We start from the raw sequence: 17,926 nt of genomic DNA, 5'->3' as shown, positions 1-17,926 counted from the left end.
CGCCCCTGGTAACGACCGTCGCGAGGAGCCGAGTTGCCGTTCACGCTGAGCCACGCGGCGGCCGTGCTGCCCGTCCTGCGCACCGACGGGAGCGGCCGGGGCCGGCTGGTGCCCGCCGTGCTCGTGGCGGGAACCTTCGCGCCCGACATGACCTATTACGCGGCGAGTGTGCTGCCCGAGGCGATGGCGTTCGGGGATGTCACGCACGCGTTTCCCGGTGTGTTCACGGTCGATGTGCTGGTCACCTGGGCGCTGGTGGGGCTGTGGCTGCTTCTGCGCGAGCCCTTGGTGGCGCTGCTGCCGCGGGCCCGGCAGGGGCGGTTGGCCGCGCTGGTGCGGTGCGGTTCGCCCCGTGCGCGGGTGCGGCCCGCGCTGGTGGCGCGCTGGTACGGGTCCGCGGTGCTCGGGTCGCTGACGCATGTCGTGTGGGACGCGTTCACGCATCTCGACCGGTGGGGGATGCGGGTGTTCCCGGTGCTGGGGCGGGAGGTGGCGGGCTCGCCGCTGTACTGGTACCTGCAGTACGGCGGTTCGGCGGTGGCGGCGGTCGTGATCGCCCTGTTCGTGGCGCGCGGGCTGCGGCGGATGCCGGCGGGCGAGCCGGTGGGGGTTCCGGTGCTGTCGGTCCGGGACCGGTGGGCGGCCGTGGCCGTGATCGGTGGTTTCGCGCTGGTGGGTGCGGTGCAGCGGGCGGCGCGGTGGTGGGCCTACTGGGGGTCGGCGGCGAAGCCGTGGGAGATCATCCCGACGGTGTGCTTCGGCGCGGGCGCGGGGCTCGTCCCGGCGCTGCTGCTCCACGCCGTGGCCGTCAGGGCGTGGCGTCCGGTTCCGGCCTGCGGCGGTCCCGGCCGCGTCGGTGAGGAACCGAGCCGCTCGGCGGTTCGCTGAGGGTGGCCTCACGGCCGTGCGCCAGACGCCGGCGGACATCTGCCGCTGCCCGGCCGAGGGCGGCGGCCCGTCGACCGTGGGGCCTGCGTGGCCGGCGGTGTGCCGCGCCGCCGCTCGGGGCCGCGGAGGAACCGGCCGGGACGCGCACGGTGCTGACGCCGACCGCGACGACCGGGACAGGGACCCACGGGAGCGCGGCGCGGAGGGCCCGTGGGAGCGCCGCGTGGAGGGCCCGTGGGAGCGCCGTGCGGAACGCCGGCGGGGGCGCCACGCGCGGGACGACCGACGGGAGCACCGCGCGGAAGACCGGTGGGAGCGTCGCGCGGAGTGTCACGTCTGGGGCCGTGCGGCGGATGAGCGTGCGTATACCCATGCCCGCATCCTTGCGAGGACCGGGAGGCGGAGCGTCTTCTCGGCGGCCACGCGAGTGACGGGTCCCCGGCGGGATGCCGGGGGTGTCGAGGGCCCTGCCCGAGGGGGCCGGCCCCCGACACCACGGCACAGACGTCAGTGCGCCGCCGACTCCCAGTCCGGTCCCGCGCCCACCGAGACGCCCAGCGGGACACGGAGCCGGACCGCGTCGGCCATCTCACGGCGGACCAGTTCCTCCGCGGCCGCCCGCTCGCCGGGAGCGACCTCCAGGACGATTTCGTCGTGGACCTGGAGGAGCATGCGGGACGACAGGCCCGCCTCCTTCAGGGCGCCGTCCACCTTGAGCATGGCGATCTTCACGATGTCGGCCGCCGTGCCCTGGATCGGCGCGTTGAGGGCCATCCGCTCGGCGGCCTCACGGCGCTGGCGGTTGTCGCTGTTGAGGTCGGGCAGGTAGCGCCGGCGTCCGAAGAGCGTGGCGGTGTAGCCCGTCGCCCGGGCCTCGTCGACCGCCCGGCGCAGATAGTCCCGCACGCCGCCGAACCGCTCGAAGTACGCGTCCGTCAGGGCGCGGGCCTCCGCCGCCTCGATGTTCAGCTGCTGGGAGAGCCCGAAGGCGGACAGCCCGTAGGCCAGGCCGTACGACATGGCCTTGATCTTGCGGCGCATCTCGGCGTCCACCGCGTCCGGCTCGACCGCGAAGACCTGGGACGCGGCCGTGGTGTGCAGGTCCTCGCCCGAGGTGAACGCCTCGATCAGGCCCTCGTCCTCGGAGAGGTGGGCCATCACGCGCAGCTCGATCTGGCTGTAGTCGGCCGTCATGAGGGACTCGAACCCCTCGCCGACCACGAAGCCGCGGCGGATCGCGCGGCCCTCGTCGGTGCGGACCGGGATGTTCTGGAGGTTCGGGTCCGTCGAGGAGAGGCGGCCGGTGGCGGCGACCGTCTGGTTGAACGTCGTGTGGATGCGGCCGTCCGCGGCGATCGTCTTGATCAGGCCCTCGACCGTGACGCGCAGCTTGGCCTGCTCACGGTGGCGGAGCATGATCACCGGCAGTTCGTTGTCCGTCTGGCCGGCCAGCCAGGCCAGGGCGTCCGCGTCCGTGGTGTAGCCGGTCTTGGTGCGCTTGGTCTTGGGCAGGGCCAGCTCGCCGAAGAGGACCTCCTGGAGCTGCTTGGGCGAACCCAGGTTGAACTCGTGCCCGGCCGCCGCGTGCGCCTCCTTCACCGCCTGCTGGACGGCGCCGGCGAACATCTGCTCCATGGCCTCCAGATGGGCCCGGTCGGCCGCGATGCCGTGCCGCTCCATGCGGGCGAGCAGCGCGGACGTCGGCAGCTCCATGTCGCGCAGCAGGTCCGCGGCGCCGACCTCCTCCAGGCGGCTCTCGAAGGCCTGGCCGAGGTCGAGGACGGCACGGGCCTGGATCATCAGGGCCTCGGCCTCGGCACCCTCGTCCGCGCCGAAGGCGAGCTGGCCGTCGGCCGCGGCGGCGGGGGCGAGCTCGCGGTGCAGGTACTCCAGGGACAGCGCGTCCAGGTCGAAGGAGCGGCGGCCCGGCTTGACCAGGTAGGCGGCCAGCGCGGTGTCCATGGTGACGCCCTCGACGCTCCAGCCGTGCTCGGCGAAGACCCGCATGGCGCCCTTGGCGTTGTGGAAGATCTTGGGCCGCGCGGCGTCGGCGAGCCAGGCCGCGAAGGCCCTCTCGTCGGCCTCGTCCAGCTGGGAGGGGTCGAACCAGGCGGCCGGTCCGCCGGGCGCGGCCAGGGCGACCTCGGCGACGGAGCCCGTGCCCAGCGCCCAGGTGTCGACCGTGGCGATGCCGACGGGCCCGGTGGCGTGCTCCGTGAGCCAGGCGGTGAGTTCGCCGGTGGCGAGCACCGTGCCGTCCAGCTCCACGCCTTCGGCGCTGATCGGGGTGGTCTCGGCCTCCTCGGCGCCGGGATCCACGGCGAAGAGCCGCTCGCGCAGCGAGGGGTTGCGGATCTCCAGGGTGTCCAGGACCATCGCGACGGCCTTGCGGTCGTACGGGGCGCGCTCCAGGTCCGTGACTCCCTTGGGGAGCTCGACCCGGCGCTCCAGCTCGGTGAGGCGGCGGTTGAGCTTGACCGCCTCCAGGTGGTCGCGGAGGTTCTGGCCGGCCTTGCCCTTGACCTCGTCGACGCGCTCGACGAGCTCGGCGAAGGAACCGAACTGGTTGATCCACTTCGCGGCGGTCTTCTCACCGACCCCGGGGATGCCGGGGAGGTTGTCGGAGGGGTCGCCGCGCAGGGCCGCGAAGTCGGGGTACTGCGCGGGCGTCAGCCCGTACTTCTCGAACACCTTCTCCGGGGTGAAGCGGGTCAGCTCGGAGACGCCCTTGGTCGGGTAGAGCACCGTGATGTGCTCGCTGACCAGCTGGAACGAGTCCCGGTCGCCGGTGACGATCAGGACGTCGAAGCCCTCGGCCTCGGCCTGCGTGGCGAGCGTGGCGATGACGTCGTCCGCCTCGAAGCCGTCGACGGCGAAGCGGGCGGCGCCCATCGCGTCGAGGAGCTCGCAGATCAGCTCGACCTGGCCCTTGAACTCGTCCGGGGTTTTGGAGCGGTTCGCCTTGTACTCCGTGAACTCCTGGGAGCGCCAGGTCTTGCGGGAGACGTCGAAGGCGACCGCGAAGTGCGTGGGCGCCTCGTCGCGGAGCGTGTTCGCCAGCATCGACGCGAAGCCGTAGATCGCGTTCGTCGGCTGGCCCGTCGCGGTCGTGAAGTTCTCCGCGGGCAGCGCGAAGAACGCGCGATAGGCCAGCGAGTGCCCGTCCATGAGCATCAGTCGCGGACGGCTGCCGCCGGAGGTCGTGTCGGTCGTCTTCGATGCTGTCTCTGCCACGCCCCCGATCCTGCCACGCCCCACTGACACTCGGCCCCGCCCCGGTCCGCGCCGGGCCGGGACGAAGCCGGACCGAGTGACGGCGCGGGTCGTACGGAGCGGGGCTGCGCACCGGGCGGACGGTGTGAGGGCCTCGTGGCCCTGTGGGGGCGGGCCGGGTCAGGTGCCGGCGAAGATCCGCTCCGGGCCGGGCTTCCGGCAGGGACCGGCGACGGCAAAGGCCGTGCGCAGGTAAGCCCTGAGGCCCAGGCCCTCAGCTCCAGGCCGGCCCCTGAAACCCAGGCCCGGGCCCCGTCTCCGGCTGCGGGGCCCCACGCCCCAGGCCCCGCCCCCGGGCCCGGCGCCCCAGACCTCAAGCCCCAAGCCCCAAGCCTCAGGCCCATCCCCCGGGCCCGGGCCGCCCTCACCCGTTGTCACCGCCGCGTGCGAGGATCGGAGACGTACCTCACAGCGCAGCCGAAGGGGAGCGTGCGATGGCGTCGAAGCCACCCAAGAGTGATCCGGTCCAGGACGCGCCGCAGGTCGCCGGGCCGAAGCACGCGGCGGCGGGGCTCCCCGCGATCGGGCACACCCTGCGCATCGCCCAGCGGCAGATGGGCGTCAAGCGCACGGCGCTGACGCTGCTGAGCGTGAACCAGAAGGACGGCTTCGACTGCCCGGGCTGCGCCTGGCCGGAGCCGGAGCACCGGCACAGGGCGGAGTTCTGCGAGAACGGCGCGAAGGCGGTGGCCGAGGAGGCCACGCTGCGCCGCGTCACGCCCGAGTTCTTCGCCGCGCACCCGGTCGCCGACCTGGCCGGCCGCAGCGGCTACTGGCTGGGGCAGCAGGGCCGCCTCACCCACCCCATGTACCTCCCGGAGGGCGGCACGCACTACGAGCCGGTCACCTGGGAGCGCGCGTTCGACATCATCGGCGAGGAGATCGCCGCCCTCACCTCCCCCGACGAGGCCGTCTTCTACACCTCGGGCCGCACCAGCAACGAGGCCGCGTTCCTCTACCAGCTCTTCGCGCGCGAGCTCGGCACGAACAACCTCCCCGACTGCTCGAACATGTGCCACGAGTCGTCCGGCTCGGCCCTGTCGGAGACGATCGGCATCGGCAAGGGCAGCGTCCTGCTGGAGGACCTGTACCGGGCGGATCTGATCATCGTCGCCGGCCAGAATCCCGGCACGAACCACCCGCGCATGCTCTCCGCCCTGGAGAAGGCCAAGGCCAACGGCGCACGGATCATCACCGTCAACCCCCTGCCCGAGGCGGGCCTGGAGCGCTTCAAGAACCCGCAGACCCCGCAGGGCATGCTCAGGGGCGCCGCGCTCACGGACCTGTTCCTGCAGATCCGCATCGGCGGCGACCAGGCGCTGTTCCGTCTCCTCAACAAGCTCATTCTGGAGCGGGAGGGCGCGGTCGACGAGGCGTTCGTGCGGGAGCACACGGACGGTTTCGAGGAGTTCGCCGAGGCCGCCCGCGCCGCCGACTGGGACGAGACGCTCGCGGCGACCGGCCTGACCCGGGAGGACATCGACAAGGCCCTCGCCCTGGTCCTCGCCTCCGAACGCACCATCGTGTGCTGGGCGATGGGCCTGACCCAGCACAAGCACTCCGTGCCCACGATCCGCGAGGTCGTCAACTTCCTCCTGCTGCGCGGCAACATCGGCCGCCCGGGCGCGGGCGTGTGCCCGGTGCGCGGGCATTCGAACGTGCAGGGCGACCGCACGATGGGCATCTTCGAGCGGCCCGCCCCGGCCTTCCTGGACGCCCTGGAGCGGGAGTTCGGCTTCGCGCCCCCGCGCGAGCACGGCTACGACGTCGTACGGGCGATCCGCGCCCTGCGCGACGGCGAGGCGAAGGTGTTCTTCGCGATGGGGGGCAACTTCGTCTCGGCGTCGCCGGACACGGAGGTCACCGAGGCGGCCATGCGGCGGGCCCGGCTGACGGTGCACGTGTCGACGAAGCTGAACCGCTCGCACGTGGTCACCGGCGCGCGGGCCCTGATCCTGCCGACGCTCGGCCGTACGGAGCGCGATCTGCAGGGCGGCGGCGAGCAGTTCGTGACGGTGGAGGACTCGATGGGCATGGTGCACGCCTCCCGGGGCCGCCTGGAGCCCGCGAGCCCGCATCTGCTGTCGGAGCCGGCCATCGTGTGCCGTCTGGCCCGCCGGGTGCTGGGCGAGAACAGCCGCACGCCGTGGGAGGAGTTCGAGAAGGACTACGCGACGATCCGCGACCGCATCGCGCGCGTGATCCCCGGCTTCGAGGACTTCAACACGCGCGTGGACCGCCCGGGCGGTTTCGCGCTCCCCCACGCCCCGCGCGACGAGCGCCGCTTCCCGACCGCCACCGGCAAGGCCAACTTCACCGCCGCGCCCGTGGAGTTCCCGCACCTGCCCGAGGGCCGCCTGCTGCTGCAGACGCTGCGCTCGCACGACCAGTACAACACCACGATCTACGGCCTGGACGACCGCTACCGGGGCATCCGGGGCGGCCGCCGGGTGGTGCTGGTCAACCCCGAGGACGCCCGGGCGCTGAGGCTGGCGGACGGGTCGTACGTGGACCTGGTGAGCGAGTGGCGGGACGGTGTGGAGCGCAGGGCGCCGGGCTTCCGGGTCGTGCACTACCCGACGGCCCGCGGCTGTGCCGCCGCGTACTACCCGGAGACGAACGTGCTGGTGCCGCTGGACGCCACGGCGGACACCAGCAACACCCCGGCCAGCAAGTCCGTCGTGGTGCGTCTGGAACAATCGGCGACCGACTGAGCGTTCGCTCAGGCAGTGAGACAGCGCCGCAGCGATCAGACGAACGGAGCCGGGCCCCATGGGTGAGCAGCAGCACGTGAAGTTCCCGCAAGAGGTCATCGACGAGTACGCCGCGCTCGGCGTGGACCTCCCGGCCCTGTTCTCCGCGGGCCACCTCGGCACCCGGATGGGCGTCCAGATCGTGGAGGCCTCGGCGGAGCGGGTCGTCGGAACGATGCCGGTGGAGGGCAACACCCAGCCCTACGGGCTGCTGCACGGCGGGGCCTCCGCGGTGCTCGCCGAGACGCTCGGCTCGGTCGGTTCGATGCTGCACGGCGGCAGCTCCAAGATCGCCGTGGGCGTCGACCTGAACTGCACGCACCACCGCGGGGCCCGCTCCGGCGTGGTCACGGGCGTGGCCACGCCCGTGCACCGGGGCCGCACGACCGCCACCTACGAGATCGTCATCACGGACGAGAACGACAAGCGGGTGTGCACGGCCCGGCTGACCTGTCTGCTGCGTGACGTGAGGCCGGGCGACGAGGAGCTCGTCCGCTCCGCGAGCTGAGGGACGTAGGGAAAACCCTGGAGGGGCGGCCGGGCCCTTGCCGCGGCCGCCCCCGGGCGCTTCACTGACGCTCCGCCCCCACAGGAGAAGGCCCGTCCCACCCCCAGAAGGGTTTCTCTTGAGCTCCGTACGTGCCATCGCCGTCATCGCCGCGGCCAGTGCCGCCGTGCTGGCCACCGCGCTGCCGTCGTCCGCGATCAACTCCTACAACGCCACGCCCGCCCCCGAACGCACCGAGGTCGGCGCGCTCGTGGCCACCTGGGACGACGACGGCGACCCGGCGACACCCGACCGGGTCGACTGGGTCTGCTCCGGCACCATGATCGACCGGGACACCTTCCTGACCGCCGCGCACTGCACCACCGACTGGCCCGACAACGTGCGCTTCCACGTCTCCCTCGACCAGGACGTGCAGGCCGGGCTCGACGCGGCGGCGAAGAAGTACCCCGGCGACCCCGCCGCGCAGGCCGCCGCCGTCGCCGTCCCGGGCACCGCCCACTCGCACCCCGGCTACCCGGGACCCGCCTCCGACACCCACGACATCGCGGTGGTCCAGGTGTCCGCCGCCGCGATCAAGGCCCGCTGGAGCTTCACCCCGGCCGCCCTGCCCACCGCGAACCAGCTCGGCAGGCTGGGACCGCAGGGCCTGAGCGCCACCGACTGGGTCGTCGCCGGATACGGCACCCAGGAGGCCGTCAACGGCCCCGGCGGCCAGACCCACCCCGGCGGCGGCGTCCGTATGAAGGCACCCGTCACCTTCAACGCCCTCAACGACTCCTGGGCCCGGCTCGCCATGACCGCGCCGCAGGGCAACGGCGGCGCCTGCTACGGCGATTCGGGAGGCCCCAACTTCGCGACGCTGGGCGGCAAGCGCGTCCTCGCAGCCACCACCATCACCGGCGACACCCCCTGCTACGCCACGAATGTGACGTACCGTCTGGACACGCCCGGGGCCCGCGCGTTCCTGGCGCCCTTCACCCAGCTTCCGTAGCCGGCACCGGCCACGCCACCGCCGAACGCCCCGCCGCACCCGGGTCCGAGCCCGAAGCGGCGGGGCGTTCGGCGTGCCCCCTCTTCACAGCCCCGGAAGATCCCGGAACTCCCGAACCGTCGAAAACGGTCCTTTCCCGCTCCCCTTCCCACCGCCCCGGATGCCGCCCCGTCTTTTCTCTACGTAACGCTCCGTAACGCGCGCGCAATACAACACCGCGATTCCCTCTTCGGCCGCTCCCGCGCCCGTAACCTTTCCGATCTTGCCCCCGTGGCCTGCGGCCCCGGCAGCACACGATCTCAGCCACGGCCAACCGGAAGTGCGCGTTCTCAGAATGCGGACTTCGGCGAAAATCCACCAAACCCGCCGAGAGGGTCCGTCGCCGAGACCGGGCATCCACCCCGTCATAACAAGAAAGTCACAAGCGAGCCCGCACCACTGACCCTGCCCTTAGCCCGGGCTTAGAGTCACGGCCAGTCACCGCTCCACATCGGGAGTTCGGTACCAGCGCGGCACTCACCCCCCGACCAGGGCGGGGCCTGCCTGTGAAAGGACTGATTGTGCGACAGCGTTCCTTGGTGATTCTTACCTCCGTTCTCACGACCGGAGCTCTGACTCTCACCGCCTGCGGTTCCCGAGACGACAGCGGTGACAAGGGCGGAGACAGCGGGAGCAGCACCACTCTGACCATCGGCGTGGACGCGCCCCTCTCCGGTGAGAACTCCACCACCGGCCTCGGCATCCAGTACGGCGCCCAGATAGCCGTCGACGACGCCAACAAGAACAACTGGGTCCCGGGCGTGAAGTTCCAGCTCAAGGCCCTGGACGACAAGGCGCAGCCCGCGACCGGACAGTCCAACGCCACCAACATCGTCGGCGACAAGACCGCCGTCGGCGCCGTCGGCCCGCTGAACTCCGGCGTCGCCCAGACGATGCAGCAGGTCTTCGCCTCGGCCAACATGGTCCAGATCTCCCCGGCGAACACCAACCCGGAGCTGACCCAGGGCAAGAACTGGCAGACGGACAAGAAGCGCCCGTTCAAGACCTACTTCCGCACCGCCACCACCGACGAGCTGCAGGGCAGCTTCGCCGCCGGCTACGCGTTCAACGGCCTCAAGAAGAAGAAGGCCTTCGTCGTCGACGACAAGCAGACCTACGGCGCCGGTCTCGCCAAGATCTTCGCCGAGCAGTACAAGAAGCTCGGCGGCAAGGTCGTCGGCACCGACCACGTCAACACCGGCGACAAGGACTTCGGCTCCCTCGTCACCAAGATCAAGAACTCCGGCGCCGACCTGCTCTACTACGGCGGCCAGTACGACGAGTCCGCGCTGATCACCAAGCAGCTCAAGGACGCCGGCGTCAAGATCCCGCTGTTCGGCGGCGACGGCATGTTCGCCTCCACCTACATCGAGGCCGCCGGCAAGTCCTCCGAGGGTGACCTCGCCACGGCGATCGGTGTCCCCGCCGACACCCTGCCCGCCGCCAAGCAGTTCATCCAGACCTACAAGGACAAGGGTTACAAGGGCGACTACGGCGCCTACGGCGCCTACGCCTACGACGCCACCACCGCCATCATCAAGGCCGTGAAGGCCGCTGCCGACGCCAACGGCGGCAAGGTGCCCAGCGACATCAACGACCTGCGCTCCAAGGTCGTCGACGGTGTCCAGAAGTCCGACTTCGAAGGCCTCACCGGCAAGATCTCCTTCGACCAGTACGGCGACACCACCAACAAGCAGCTGACGGTGTACCAGGTCGAGAAGGGCGCCTGGAAGGCCGTCGAGACCGGCACCGCCGACCTGCAGTAGTACCGGCCCCCCACAAGCCGCACCACGGGCCGCGCGGGAGGACGACCCCGACCGCGCGGCCCGTTTTCACACCCCCACACAGCACGCGACCACGCACGCATCCAGTGCACACGACCACCAGCGACATGGAGGCCATGCGGTGAACACCCTGCCGCAGCAGCTGGCCAACGGGCTGCTTCTCGGCTCGATGTACGGGCTGATCGCCATCGGCTACACGATGGTGTACGGCATCGTCCAGCTCATCAACTTCGCGCACGGCGAGATCTTCATGACCGGGGCGTTCGGCGCCCTCACGGTCTACTTCTACATCCTGCCCGACGGCACCTCGATGGCTCTCGCCGTACCCCTGATGCTCCTCGGCGGCGCCCTCGTGGCCATCCTCATAGCCGTCGGAGCGGAACGGTTCGCCTACCGGCCCCTGCGCGGAGCACCACGCCTGGCACCGCTCATCACGGCCATCGGCCTCTCCCTGGCCCTCCAGGAGGTCGTGCGCAACTTCTACCCCGGCGCCGACCGCGCCCGCGCCTTCCCGGGACTCGACGCCACCCACGAGATCGGCTCCGTCACCATCAAGGACGCCGACATCTTCCTCATCCTCGCCGCCGTCATCTGCATGGCCGCCCTCGCCTTCTTCGTGCGCCGCAGCCGCACCGGCCGCGCCATGCAGGCCACCGCGCAGGACCCCGACACCGCGCAGCTGATGGGCATCGACACCAACCGCATCATCGTCATCGCCTTCGCCATCGGCGGCTTCTTCGCCGCCGTCGCCGCCGTCGCCTACGGACTCAAGTACGGCAACGTCGACTACCGCATGGGCTTCCTGATGGGCCTCAAGGCCTTCACCGCGGCCGTCCTCGGCGGCATCGGCAACATCTACGGCGCCATGCTCGGCGGCATCGTCCTGGGCATCGCCGAGACCCTCGCCTCCGCCTACATCGACGAGATCCCCGGCATGCAGCAGCTCGGCGGCCAGAGCTGGGCCAACGTGTGGGCCTTCTGCCTCCTCATCCTCGTGCTCCTCTTCAGGCCACAGGGCCTGCTCGGCGAGCGCGTCGCGGACAGGGCGTGATCACATGACCGAGACGACCAAGACCGAAGTGCCGGACGCCGTCCCCACCCCGACGCCCGCACCGCGCGGCCTCGTCCCGCTGCCCCTCGCGGCCGCCCGCGGCCTGCTGCTCGGCGGCGGCATCGCCACCGCGGCCTCCGCGTTCCTCGCCTGGACCTGGACCGACGAGTTCCCCGGCGACCTCACCATCAACGGCTACCCCGGCGGCCTGCAGTGGCTCACCTTCACCGCCGGCCTGCTCACCGCCCTGTTCGCCCTCGCCTCCTACGGCATCCGCGGACTCGGCTGGCTGCTGCCCGCCCGCAACAACGCACCCCTCGTGCTCACCGCCCTCGGCGGCTTCGCCGTCACCTGGTTCACCGTCATCGCCATCAGCTCCACGCTCGGCGGCGTCGTCAACCTCGAACCCGGCGGCTGGATCGCGGCCGTGGCCTCCCTGCTGCCCGTCCTCGGCGCCTTCGCCCTCCCCCAGGAGCGCACCGGCACCGGCACCAAGGCGGCCCTGAAGGACTACGTCGCCAAGCCCGAGCGGATCGCCGCCCCCCAGGCCGTCGCGCCCTGGGTCCAGCGAGCCGTCATCACCGTCGTGACGATCATCGGCCTCGGCGTCTTCACCTACGGCATCGACACCGAGTACGGCGAACTCTTCGTCGGCTACCTCTTCGTCGTCGTCTTCGCCATCTGGGCGCTGCACACCGCCGGCCTCCTCGACCGCTTCTCCGCGCTCGTCGCCGCCAACCGCAGCTTCACCCTCGCCATGGGCTTCGCCGCGGCCATCGCCTTCCCCTTCACCCAGACCGACGACCACTACGCCAACATCGGCGTCAACATCCTGATCTTCGGGACCGTGGCCCTCGGCCTGAACATCGTCGTCGGCCTCGCAGGACTCCTCGACCTCGGATACGTCGCCTTCCTCGGCGTCGGCGCCTACACCGCCGCCCTCGTCTCCGGCTCCGAGTTCTCCACCATCTCCGGCGTCCACCTGCCCTTCTGGGCCTCCGCCCTGGCCGGCGCCGCCGCCTCCCTGGTCTTCGGCGTCCTCATCGGCGCCCCGACCCTGCGGCTGCGCGGCGACTACCTCGCCATCGTCACCCTCGGCTTCGGTGAGATCTTCCGCATCGCCGTCAACAACATGGACGGCCAGTCCGGACCCGACGTCACCAACGGCCCCAACGGCATCCCCTCCATCCCCGACCTGAAGCTCTTCGGCTTCAACTTCGGAGAGGCCCACGACATCGGCGGGTTCACCCTCGGCCGGTTCGCCAACTACTACCTGCTGATGGTCCTGATCATGGCCATCGTGGTCCTGGTCTACACGCGCGCCGCGGACTCCCGCATCGGCCGCTCCTGGATCGCCATCCGCGAGGACGAGACCGCCGCCACCGCCATGGGCATCAACGGCTTCCGCGTCAAGCTCATCGCCTTCGCCCTCGGCGCCGCCCTCGCCGGCCTCGCCGGCACCGTCAGCGCCCACGTCACCTACAGCGTGGTCCCCACGCCGTACCAGTTCGCCGGCTCCACCCCGCCCAACTCCGCGTTCCTCCTGGCCGCGGTCGTCCTCGGCGGCATGGGAACCGTCGCCGGACCGCTCCTCGGCGCGGCCCTGCTCTACCTGCTCCCCGAGAAGCTCGTCTTCCTCCAGGAGAAGTCGCTCCTCGCCTTCGGCATCGCGCTCATCCTGCTGATGCGCTTCCGCCCCGAAGGCATCATCGCCAACCGCCGGCGCCAGCTCGAATTCCACGAGACCGGCCAACTCGACGTACCGAAACAGACCACGCTGACCGACGAACCGGCCGTCACCAAGGCGGGGGCGTAACCATCATGACGACACCTGTACTCGAAGCCCGCGACGTCACGATGCGCTTCGGCGGCCTCACCGCCGTCCGCTCCGTCGACTTCACGGTCAACGCCGGCGAGATCGTCGGCCTCATCGGCCCCAACGGCGCCGGCAAGACCACCTTCTTCAACTGCCTGACCGGCCTGTACGTCCCCACCGAGGGCACCGTCTCCTACAAGGGCACCGTGCTCCCGCCCAAGCCCCACCTGGTCACCCAGGCCGGCATCGCCCGCACCTTCCAGAACATCCGCCTGTTCGCCAACATGACGGTCCTGGAGAACGTCCTCGTCGGCCGCCACACGCGGACCAAGGAAGGCCTCTGGTCCGCCCTCCTGCGCGGCCCCGGCTTCAAGAAGGCCGAACGCGCCAGCGAGGAACGCGCCATGGAACTCCTGGAGTTCATCGGCCTCGCCCACAAGCGCGACCACCTCGCCCGCAACCTCCCCTACGGCGAGCAGCGCAAGCTGGAGATCGCACGCGCCATGGCCTCCGAGCCCGGCCTGCTCCTCCTCGACGAGCCCACCGCCGGCATGAACCCGCAGGAGACGCGGGCCACCGAGGAACTCGTCTTCGCCATCCGCGACAAGGGCATCGCCGTCCTGCTCATCGAGCACGACATGCGCTTCGTCTTCAACCTCTCCGACCGCGTCGCCGTCCTCGTCCAGGGCGAGAAGCTCGTCGAGGGAACCGCCGAGGTCGTCCAGGCCGACGAGCGGGTCGTCGCCGCCTACCTCGGAGAGCCGTTCGAAGGCGACCCCGGTGAGGCCGAAGCCGCCGAGGTCGAGGCCGCCGAAGCCGCAGCGGAAGCGCCCAGCACCACCAGCAGCACCAAGGGAGAAGCCAAGTGACCGCACTCCTCGAGGTCGAGGACCTCCGGGTCTCCTACGGCAAGATCGAAGCCGTCAAGGGCATCTCCTTCAGCGTGGACGCCGGGCAGGTCGTCACCCTCATCGGCACCAACGGCGCCGGCAAGACGACCACCCTGCGCACCCTGTCGGGCCTGCTCAAGCCCACGGCCGGGAAGATCCTCTTCGACGGCAAGCCCCTCAGCGGGGTCCCCGCCCACAAGATCGTCTCCCTCGGCCTGGCCCACTCCCCCGAGGGCCGGCACATCTTCCCGCGCCTGACGATCTTCGAGAACCTCCAGCTCGGCGCCTTCCTCCGCAAGGACAAGGAAGGCATCGAGAAGGACATCCAGAAGGCGTACGACCTCTTCCCCATCCTCGGCGAACGCCGCAACCAGGCCGCCGGAACCCTCTCCGGCGGCGAGCAGCAGATGCTCGCCATGGGCCGGGCCCTGATGTCCCAGCCCAAGCTGCTCATGCTCGACGAGCCCTCCATGGGTCTCTCCCCGATCATGATGCAGAAGATCATGGCGACGATCTCGGAGCTGAAGTCCCAGGGCACGACGATCCTCCTGGTCGAGCAGAACGCCCAGGCGGCGCTCTCCCTGGCCGACCAGGGCCACGTCATGGAGGTCGGCAACATCGTCCTGTCCGGCACGGGGCAGGACCTGCTGCACGACGAGTCGGTGCGCAAGGCGTACCTGGGCGAGGACTGAGGTCCCGGCCGTACACGAAAGCGGCCTGTTCCCTTCCGGGCGGAAGGGAACAGGCCGCTTTCCTCGTCCTGCCGGATCAGCCCTTGCCGGCCTTCTTCTCCTCGGCGTCCTGGATGACCGCCTCCGCGACCTGCTGCATCGACATGCGGCGGTCCATCGACGTCTTCTGGATCCACCGGAACGCGGCCGGCTCGCTCAGTCCGTACTCCGTCTGCAGGATCGACTTCGCCCGGTCCACCAGCTTGCGCGTCTCCAGGCGGAGCGTGAGGTCGGCGACCTCCTTCTCCAGCTCCTTCAGCTCCGTGAAGCGGGAGACGGCCATCTCGATCGCCGGCACGACGTCGGTCTTGCTGAACGGCTTCACGAGGTACGCCATGGCACCGGCGTCCCGGGCGCGCTCGACGAGGTCCCGCTGGGAGAAGGCGGTCAGCATCAGCACCGGCGCGATGCTCTCCTCGGCGATCTTCTCGGCCGCGGAGATGCCGTCCAGCTTGGGCATCTTCACGTCCAGGATCACCAGGTCGGGGCGGTGCTCACGGGCCAGCTCCACGGCCTGCTCACCGTCACCGGCCTCACCGACGACGGTGTACCCCTCCTCCTCCAGCATCTCTTTGAGGTCGAGCCGGATCAGGGCCTCGTCCTCGGCGATGACGACGCGGGTCGTCATCGGAGGCACGTGCGACTTGTCCTCATCAGGCACGTCAACAGGCTGGGGCGACTCGGGGGCGCTCACGTGGGCTCCTTGGTACGGGGCAGGCCGGTACTGCTCCCAAGAGCGTACCTAGCTGCGGTATGGTGGTCGGGCAGTGGGTCCGGGTCAACCTTGGATTCACCGGGCCCCGGTAGCCCAATTGGCAGCAGGCAATGGATTCAAAACCCATACAGTGTCGGTTCGAGTCCGACCCGGGGCACTTTTCCTTGGTTTCCAAGGTCACCCTTTCGAAGCGGATGTCCACGTTCTCGTGAACATCCGCTTTTTGCTCCCTCCATCAAGGGGGTGCCGTCGAAAGTGGCCGTATGTACGACGTCGGAACGCGCGAGCGGGCACTGGCTCTGGTCGCGCAAGGCCGCAGCCTGAACTCGGTCAGCAGGGAAACCGGCATCTCCCGGGCGGCGATCCGCTCCTGGCAAGTCCGCCTGCAGCCCAGAGCCCGCCCGGCGGCTCCGGAGCCCGGGCCACCTCCCGACGAGCAGGCATACGCCTACCTGCTCGGCCTCTATCTGGGCGACGGCTGCATCAGCACGCACCGCCGCGGCGGGCATTACCTGCGTATCGCCTGCACCGCTTCGTGGCCGGGCCTGATCGACGCCTGCGAGGCGGCCCTGCGTGCCGTCAGCCCGACCGGGCGCTCCTACCGCGTCCCGGCGCGGGGCTACGTCTCCGTGGTCGGTTACAGCCCGCACTGGCCGCGTCTCTTCCCGCAAGCCGGCCCGGGCAAGAAGCACGAGCGGCCGATCGTCCTCGCGTCCTGGCAGCAGGCGATCGTCGACGAACACCCGTGGGAGTTCGTGCGCGGCCTCGTTCACTCGGACGGCTGCCGGGTGACGAACCGGACCACCCGGCTGGTCGGCGGCGAGCGGAAGCTCTACGCGTATCCGCGGTACTTCTTCACCAACCACTCGGCCGACATCATCCGGCTCTTCACCAGGACCCTCGACCGGGTGGGAGTCGAGTGGAGACGGACGAACGCGCGCACCGTCTCCATCGCCCGCAGAGCCTCCGTGGCCCTCATGGACGCCCACGTCGGGCCCAAGTACTGAGGGCGGCGTTCTAGCGCGGGCTGTCGGGCTTCGCGATGTGGTGGACGCGGACCATGTTCGTGGAGCCCGAGACGCCGGGTGGGGAGCCGGCCGTGATGACGACCATGTCGCCCGGGCGGCAGCGGCCGTGGCGCAGGAGCAGTTCGTCGACCTGGTCGACCATCGCGTCCGTCGAGTCGACCCGCGGACCGAGGAACGTCTCGACGCCCCACGTGAGGCTGAGCTGGGAGCGGGTCGCCTGGTCGGGGGTGAAGGCGAGCACCGGGATGGGCGAGCGGTAGCGGGAAAGGCGGCGGGCCGTGTCGCCGGACTGGGTGAAGGCGACCAGGAACGTCGCGCCGAGGAAGTCGCCCATCTCCGCGGCCGCCCGGGCGACCGCGCCGCCCTGGGTGCGGGGCTTGTTGCGTTCGGTCAGCGGCGGCAGGCCCTTGGCCAGGAGGTCTTCCTCCGCCGCCTCGACGATGCGGGCCATGGTGCGGACCGTGTCGACGGCGTGCTTGCCGACGCTCGTCTCGCCGGACAGCATCACCGCGTCCGTGCCGTCGATGACCGCGTTGGCGACGTCGGAGGCCTCGGCGCGCGTCGGGCGGGCGTTGTCGATCATCGAGTCGAGCATCTGCGTGGCGACGATGACCGGTTTGGCGTTGCGCCTCGCGAGTGTGATAGCGCGCTTCTGGACGATCGGGACCTGTTCCAGGGGCATCTCGACGCCGAGGTCGCCGCGGGCCACCATGATGCCGTCGAAGGCGGCGACGATGTCGTCGATGTTCTCCACGGCCTGGGGCTTTTCGACCTTGGCGATGACGGGGAGGCGGCGGCCCTCCTCGTCCATGATGCGGTGGACGTCCTGGATGTCGCGGCCGCTGCGGACGAAGGACAGGGCGATGACGTCGAAGCCGGTGCGCAGGGCCCAGCGCAGGTCGTCCTCGTCCTTCTTGGACAGGGCGGGGACGGAGACGGCGACGCCGGGCAGGTTCAGGCCCTTGTGGTCGGAGATCACGCCGCCCTCGACGACCGTGGTGTGGACGCGGGGGCCGTCGACCTGGGTGACTTCGAGGCAGACCTTGCCGTCGTCGACGAGGATGCGTTCACCGGGGGTGACATCGGCGGCGAGGCCGGCGTAGGTGGTGCCGCACCGGTGGCCGTCGCCTTCGACGCCGTCTTCGACGGTGATGGTGAAGGTGTCGCCGCGTTCAAGGAGTACGGGGCCTTCGGTGAAGCGGCCGAGCCGGATCTTCGGGCCTTGAAGGTCGGCGAGGAGGCCGACGCTGCGGCCGGTCTCGTCGGCGGCCTTGCGCACGCGGTGGTAGCGCTCCTCGTGTTCGGCGTGTCCGCCGTGGCTGAGGTTGAATCGGGCCACGTCCATTCCGGCGTCGACCAGGGCTTTGATCTGGTCGTACGAGTCGGTGGCGGGCCCAAGGGTACAGACGATCTTTGCTCGGCGCATGGGTCCGAGCCTATGAGTTACCGACTGGTAGAG

Annotated in this window: 13 protein-coding genes and 1 tRNA gene; 11 read left to right on the top strand and 3 right to left on the bottom strand. The window is 70.6% G+C overall.

Annotation, left to right across the window (positions count from 1 at the left end):
- Positions 1–33 precede the first annotated feature (33 nt).
- Entirely contained in the window at positions 34–888 is an 855-nt protein-coding gene (locus ACIGAQ_RS14765) for a DUF4184 family protein (RefSeq protein ID WP_399782673.1), read from the top strand.
- Between the two features lie 507 nt (positions 889–1,395).
- Here the strand turns inward: ACIGAQ_RS14765 and polA are convergent.
- Positions 1,396–4,122: a DNA polymerase I gene (gene polA, locus ACIGAQ_RS14760; RefSeq protein ID WP_399782670.1), complete on the bottom strand. Its 2,727-nt coding sequence runs from the start codon at positions 4,120–4,122 to the stop codon at positions 1,396–1,398.
- 473 nt (positions 4,123–4,595) lie between these two features.
- Here polA and ACIGAQ_RS14755 point away from each other — a divergent pair, with 473 nt between their 5' ends.
- From ACIGAQ_RS14755 to ACIGAQ_RS14720, 8 genes are all read left to right on the top strand, one after another.
- Positions 4,596–6,875: an FdhF/YdeP family oxidoreductase gene (locus tag ACIGAQ_RS14755; protein WP_399782667.1), complete on the top strand. Its 2,280-nt coding sequence runs from the start codon at positions 4,596–4,598 to the stop codon at positions 6,873–6,875.
- Between the two features lie 58 nt (positions 6,876–6,933).
- Complete coding sequence (locus ACIGAQ_RS14750; RefSeq protein ID WP_311683474.1) at positions 6,934–7,422, top strand: hotdog fold thioesterase; 489 nt, start codon at positions 6,934–6,936, stop codon at positions 7,420–7,422.
- A 118-nt stretch (positions 7,423–7,540) separates the two neighbouring features.
- The gene (locus ACIGAQ_RS14745; RefSeq protein ID WP_399782663.1) at positions 7,541–8,413 is read left to right on the top strand and encodes a trypsin-like serine protease; all 873 of its coding nucleotides are present in this window, start codon (positions 7,541–7,543) and stop codon (positions 8,411–8,413) included.
- Positions 8,414–8,988: 575 nt separating this feature from the next.
- A complete protein-coding gene (locus ACIGAQ_RS14740) occupies positions 8,989–10,218 on the top strand; it encodes a branched-chain amino acid ABC transporter substrate-binding protein (protein ID WP_311683470.1) in 1,230 nt (409 codons plus the stop codon).
- A 139-nt stretch (positions 10,219–10,357) separates the two neighbouring features.
- Complete coding sequence (locus tag ACIGAQ_RS14735; protein WP_309096686.1) at positions 10,358–11,287, top strand: branched-chain amino acid ABC transporter permease; 930 nt, start codon at positions 10,358–10,360, stop codon at positions 11,285–11,287.
- A gap of 4 nt (positions 11,288–11,291) precedes the next feature.
- The gene (locus tag ACIGAQ_RS14730; RefSeq protein WP_311683467.1) at positions 11,292–13,103 is read left to right on the top strand and encodes a branched-chain amino acid ABC transporter permease; all 1,812 of its coding nucleotides are present in this window, start codon (positions 11,292–11,294) and stop codon (positions 13,101–13,103) included.
- 5 nt (positions 13,104–13,108) lie between these two features.
- Positions 13,109–13,972, top strand: coding sequence for an ABC transporter ATP-binding protein (locus ACIGAQ_RS14725; protein WP_311683465.1), 864 nt, complete (start codon positions 13,109–13,111; stop codon positions 13,970–13,972).
- A complete protein-coding gene (locus ACIGAQ_RS14720; RefSeq protein ID WP_311683463.1) occupies positions 13,969–14,685 on the top strand; it encodes an ABC transporter ATP-binding protein in 717 nt (238 codons plus the stop codon). Before ACIGAQ_RS14725 ends, ACIGAQ_RS14720 begins: the two co-directional genes overlap by 4 nt.
- A 76-nt stretch (positions 14,686–14,761) precedes the next feature.
- On the opposite strand, the gene ACIGAQ_RS14715 is transcribed toward ACIGAQ_RS14720, so the two are convergent.
- Positions 14,762–15,418 carry a response regulator gene (locus tag ACIGAQ_RS14715; protein ID WP_311683461.1) on the bottom strand — a complete coding sequence of 219 codons (657 nt, stop codon included), beginning with the start codon at positions 15,416–15,418 and terminating at the stop codon, positions 14,762–14,764.
- Positions 15,419–15,521: 103 nt separating this feature from the next.
- On the opposite strand from ACIGAQ_RS14715, the gene ACIGAQ_RS14710 reads away from it, so the two are divergent.
- A tRNA-Leu gene (locus ACIGAQ_RS14710) sits at positions 15,522–15,596 on the top strand.
- 106 nt (positions 15,597–15,702) lie between these two features.
- A complete protein-coding gene (locus tag ACIGAQ_RS14705; RefSeq protein ID WP_399782657.1) occupies positions 15,703–16,446 on the top strand; it encodes a helix-turn-helix domain-containing protein in 744 nt (247 codons plus the stop codon).
- Positions 16,447–16,456: 10 nt separating this feature from the next.
- Here the strand turns inward: ACIGAQ_RS14705 and pyk are convergent, their stop codons facing one another.
- A complete protein-coding gene (pyk, locus tag ACIGAQ_RS14700) occupies positions 16,457–17,893 on the bottom strand; it encodes a pyruvate kinase (RefSeq protein WP_399782654.1) in 1,437 nt (478 codons plus the stop codon).
- Between the last annotated feature and the right edge of the window lie 33 nt (positions 17,894–17,926).

Origin of the sequence: Streptomyces sp. NPDC085932, assembly GCF_044540525.1 — a bacterium.
GTDB lineage: Bacteria > Actinomycetota > Actinomycetes > Streptomycetales > Streptomycetaceae > Streptomyces > Streptomyces levis.
This window is presented reverse-complemented; position numbering and strand designations above follow the sequence as displayed.

Excerpts from the sequence above, each read along its gene's own strand:
- ACIGAQ_RS14755 (WP_399782667.1), top strand. The coding sequence starts at position 4,596 with ATGGCGTCGAAGCCACCCAAGAGTGATCCGGTCCAGGACGCGCCGCAG.
- ACIGAQ_RS14730 (WP_311683467.1), top strand. The coding sequence starts at position 11,292 with ATGACCGAGACGACCAAGACCGAAGTGCCGGACGCCGTCCCCACCCCG.
- ACIGAQ_RS14705 (WP_399782657.1), top strand. The coding sequence starts at position 15,703 with ATGTACGACGTCGGAACGCGCGAGCGGGCACTGGCTCTGGTCGCGCAA.
- ACIGAQ_RS14725 (WP_311683465.1), top strand. The coding sequence starts at position 13,109 with ATGACGACACCTGTACTCGAAGCCCGCGACGTCACGATGCGCTTCGGC.
- pyk (WP_399782654.1), bottom strand. The coding sequence starts at position 17,893 with ATGCGCCGAGCAAAGATCGTCTGTACCCTTGGGCCCGCCACCGACTCG.
- ACIGAQ_RS14750 (WP_311683474.1), top strand. The coding sequence starts at position 6,934 with ATGGGTGAGCAGCAGCACGTGAAGTTCCCGCAAGAGGTCATCGACGAG.